This window comes from Sphaerospermopsis reniformis (assembly GCF_005402885.1).
In the GTDB taxonomy this organism is placed as follows: Bacteria; Cyanobacteriota; Cyanobacteriia; order Cyanobacteriales; family Nostocaceae; genus Sphaerospermopsis; species Sphaerospermopsis kisseleviana.
On record NZ_BJCE01000361.1, the window covers coordinates 1 to 3,628 of the forward strand.

General features: G+C 34.6%; 5 protein-coding genes. 1 reads left to right on the forward strand and 4 read right to left on the reverse strand.

Annotated elements, in window-relative coordinates; genetic code table 11:
- Positions 1-354 precede the first annotated feature (354 nt).
- The 3 genes from FFR48_RS26270 to FFR48_RS26280 all read right to left on the reverse strand — a co-directional run bounded on the left by FFR48_RS26270 (position 355) and on the right by FFR48_RS26280 (position 2,641).
- On the reverse strand, positions 355-1,224 hold the full coding sequence (locus FFR48_RS26270) for a S1 family peptidase (RefSeq protein ID WP_236104197.1): 870 nt from the start codon (positions 1,222-1,224) through the stop codon (positions 355-357).
- Positions 1,217-1,735, reverse strand: a complete 519-nt coding sequence (locus tag FFR48_RS26275; protein ID WP_137669386.1) for a COP23 domain-containing protein — start codon at positions 1,733-1,735, stop codon at positions 1,217-1,219. The genes FFR48_RS26270 and FFR48_RS26275 overlap by 8 nt, the downstream gene beginning before the upstream one ends.
- 108 nt (positions 1,736-1,843) lie before the next feature.
- The gene (locus FFR48_RS26280; protein ID WP_137669387.1) at positions 1,844-2,641 is read right to left on the reverse strand and encodes an SAM hydrolase/SAM-dependent halogenase family protein; all 798 of its coding nucleotides are present in this window, start codon (positions 2,639-2,641) and stop codon (positions 1,844-1,846) included.
- A gap of 132 nt (positions 2,642-2,773) precedes the next feature.
- Between FFR48_RS26280 and pirA the strand changes: the two genes are divergently transcribed.
- Positions 2,774-2,935 (forward strand): arginine synthesis PII-interacting regulator PirA, encoded by a 162-nt coding sequence (gene pirA / locus FFR48_RS26285; protein ID WP_162501974.1) that lies wholly within the window; start codon positions 2,774-2,776, stop codon positions 2,933-2,935.
- A 447-nt stretch (positions 2,936-3,382) separates the two neighbouring features.
- On the opposite strand, the gene gatC is transcribed toward pirA, so the two are convergent.
- The coding region (gene gatC / locus FFR48_RS26290; protein WP_137669388.1) for an Asp-tRNA(Asn)/Glu-tRNA(Gln) amidotransferase subunit GatC at positions 3,383-3,628 on the reverse strand (246 nt) is incomplete at its 5' end.

Genomic DNA, 3,628 nt, shown 5'->3' on the forward strand with positions numbered 1-3,628 from the left:
TTGAAATCCCAAAAAATGCACACTTTTTCCGGTATACCCTTCAAAACCCTTGCACTAATTTCTGTGTTTATCAGCCTCTAACCTTTGATATATCAAGGTTTTAGGTTTATTCAGCAAACCCTATTTATCTATTATATCTTCAACTAGGAATCATTAATATTATTTTACCATGTTGTGAGTCAGAGACTCACCTTTTGCATTCCCAGTCTGAGACTGGGAAGGAGAATTTTTAAGGTTTAGTTTTTCTAGAACACCGATTCATTAATCGTCAGGGCGAAGCATTCGGGTGATAACCTATCGCTAAAACCATTGATATTCCGTCCGAATGCTTCGCCCCTACAAGGTAAAAACAGATTACCTAGCATTACTGAATCGACGCTCTAGGGGTACTGCCCAACTTAAACGGATAATTTGTTGATGTAATGTTTCTGTTGTTGGTGTACCATCTATATACATTGAGGGATTTTCCCAAATAGGAAAAGCGTGCATCCCATTAACTCCGACTAACTCACCTTGTGTATTTAATAATGGTCCGCCGCTCATGCCTTTGTCAAGTTGGTTGGTGTATCCTATTTGATATCCCCCTGATAGTGCTTTTTCTAAGACTAAGGCTATTTTATCGGTGGTTAGTGTAATTTCTTTAACTGTGCTGTTTTCCTGGTTGATGGGAAAACCAACTACAAATACTTCATCTCCGGTTTTGGGTTTCTCTCCCATAACTGCAACTGCATAATTTTCTCTGCTGGAAAATTCTAATATCCCTAAATCATATTTTTCTAACTTTGCTGTTTTTGATACTTCTGCTTTATATACTTTCCCATCTGGAGTTACTATTTTATAAGGTGGTTCATCTGCTGCTAATACATGAGCGTTGGTTAAAACAGTATAGATATTATCTTGTTTATTATCTTGTTTATTATCTTGTTTATTATCTTGTTTTTTCAGTAAAATTCCTGAACCCAGGAAGTCTGTGGATAGCACTTTGACGGTAATAGTTGCTGCTTGTTTTTTTAACTCGCTTTGAGAAAGTTCGGTTTTTATTTGTTCCCTGTTTCCATTTTGACTTTGATTTACCTCAGAAACATTTACAGAGATACCTGTATTAGCGGTTGATGTTGATAGTAGGAGAGATAACCCGCTAACACAGGTAATAATTTTAATAGGTTTGAAATCAAGCAGTTTAAAATCAAGCAATTTAAAAACAGACCTCAGTTTTTTATTCACTTGCTAAATTATCGAAATAGATATCAAAATCAAACATAATATCCTCAGGATCTCCTGTTTGAATGTCGATTTTACCTGCTGCTAAAGCACTTTTGTCAAAAAGTTTAGCGGCTACCGCTTTTCTATTTGCACCCGGTTTGAGAGTAAAAAGTAAATTTCGACTGTTACAGACTGTGTTAGAGTCACTTCCAGAGCAAATTACAGGTTGTTTGTTAATTATACCACTAACGATTTTCTTTAGTGTACCATGATCATAATTGCGCTGAAATCTTGATGACACTTCACGACATCTGGCTTCAGGACTATAAGGTGCAGGAAAATCTGTAGAATTCCATCTTATCACCCTGTATTTTCTCCCGTCCTCTGTGCGTGCAAAGGTGAAATATTTACCATTAACTCTATGGCAATAAAATTTAGTACCTTCTGCGTAGCTAGGTTTACTGAAGCTGACGGTGGTAGCTAAAGCCAGTAAAGATGACAAAATAACAATTTTTGATGTTCTGAGTTTCATGTTGTTTTGGCGTTGACAGTAATTTTATACCCGAAATATTACATTTTAACTTTTTCTCTTCCTTTGCGTCTTTGCGCCTTTGCGTGAGATATAAAATTATAGTATAAATTAACAATCTCCCAAAAACAAGATTTGTAAATGATCTAAATATTTTCTCTGCAATTGTACCTGTGCATTACCTTTATATACAGCAATTTCTACCCATCCATGACTACCAACCAAAGCTAAAATTTCCCCAACTTCCACATCACTGTAAGTTTCACATCCTGGTATTTGCAAACCTTGAACTTCTACACACCAGGTTTTACCCTCCACAAACCTACCAGGAATATTACTGATTAAATTACCAAAGTGATCTATATAGTCAATACAACCTGCTATACCGTTAGTAATTTCTCGACATTCGCCAATATCTAATTTTACCAAAGTTTCAGGATTGATTTCTCTGCCTAAGTTTTGCACAGATACACCACTTGCTAAATGTGCTGCGACAGGTGCGAAAATATCTCTACCGTGAAAGGTGCTGCTAGGTTGAGATGTTCGCCAATATTGAGAGTTTGTTAACTCTACTGCTGTTATTACTTTATTTTCAGCAATTATACCGCTAAAAATGCCGTTATCTGGTCCGACAAGATAACCTTGATCTAATTTTAGAGCGATCGCTCTCCTTTGACTACCCACCCCCGGATCTACTACTGCTAAATGTACCGTACCCTGGGGAAAATAAGGATAGGCATTCATCAAGGAAAATCTAGCTGCGGCGATGTTTTGCGGTGGAATTTGATGATTTAAATCTATTAAGGTCAGATTTGGATTAATTTGGCAAATTATACCTTTCATTACTCCGACATATACATCATTATATCCAAAGTCACTTAATAAGGTCAAAATTTTTGCTTGATTCATATAAATTCAAAATTTTTCATTCATTACCTCATTTAAAATTTACAATTATTAAAAATTGTCTGTAACGATAATTACAAAAAATCTGGTATTTTATAAAAACATGACATCATCAAAAATATCAAGGTCAAAATTATGGCGATAAATATTAATCGAATACAAGCAGTTAAAAAAGCTGATGAAGCACATAGACAAAACCTGAAAAAAAATGTTGAACATCGTCTAGAAATGGCAAGATTAAAAGGTGATGAGCAACTTATTCGTCAATTAGAAGCAGAACAAGCTTATTACCAGTGAATTATTTCCTTTTTTTGATGTTTATTAATGTTTATTCATGTTAATTGGTGTTAATTTTTTAGAATTTTTAGTTTCGTTGTGTGTTTACCTGCAAAAGCAGGTTTTTTTTAGTATCGTAAAATCAAGACTCAACAAAAAACCAGGGTAAGATAAGCTGTTACACAGCTAAATTGTATAGGACTAATATTTTAAACTCTTGTTTAACAGGCAAGATGCCTGTTCCACTTATACAAATTAAATGCACAACAGCTTAATTCCCCTGAAACTTCCTAAAATTTGTTTAATTTTGGTAGTTTTTCAATAATCGACAATTAACAATGAACAATTGACAATGAGGAAGAATATTGAAAAAGCGGATTTTTTTGGGTTTTATCCCCTTGAAAGGGGAGGGTTGAAACCTTGAATTAAACAATTGTCAATTATCAATTATCAATTGTTAATTGTTATTTATTCAGCATTGAGGATTTTAGGAACTTTGAAAAAATCACCTTCCTGTTCAGGTGCGCTGTTAAGAATACCCTCTCTGTTAGTATAGGGTTTTAATATATCCTCTCTTGTTATATTGCTAACATCAATCGCTCTGGTTGTGGGAGGTACATCAGCAACATCAAGCTCGCTCAGTTGCTCGATATATTCTAAAATACTACCAAGTTGAGTAGTAAATTTTTCTTCTTCTTCTGGTGTTAATTCTAA

Bases quoted from the DNA above. Each gene is read 5' to 3' on its own strand.
- FFR48_RS26275 (WP_137669386.1), bottom strand. From the start codon at position 1,735: ATGAAACTCAGAACATCAAAAATTGTTATTTTGTCATCTTTACTGGCT.
- FFR48_RS26280 (WP_137669387.1), bottom strand. From the start codon at position 2,641: ATGAATCAAGCAAAAATTTTGACCTTATTAAGTGACTTTGGATATAAT.
- pirA (WP_162501974.1), top strand. From the start codon at position 2,774: ATGGCGATAAATATTAATCGAATACAAGCAGTTAAAAAAGCTGATGAA.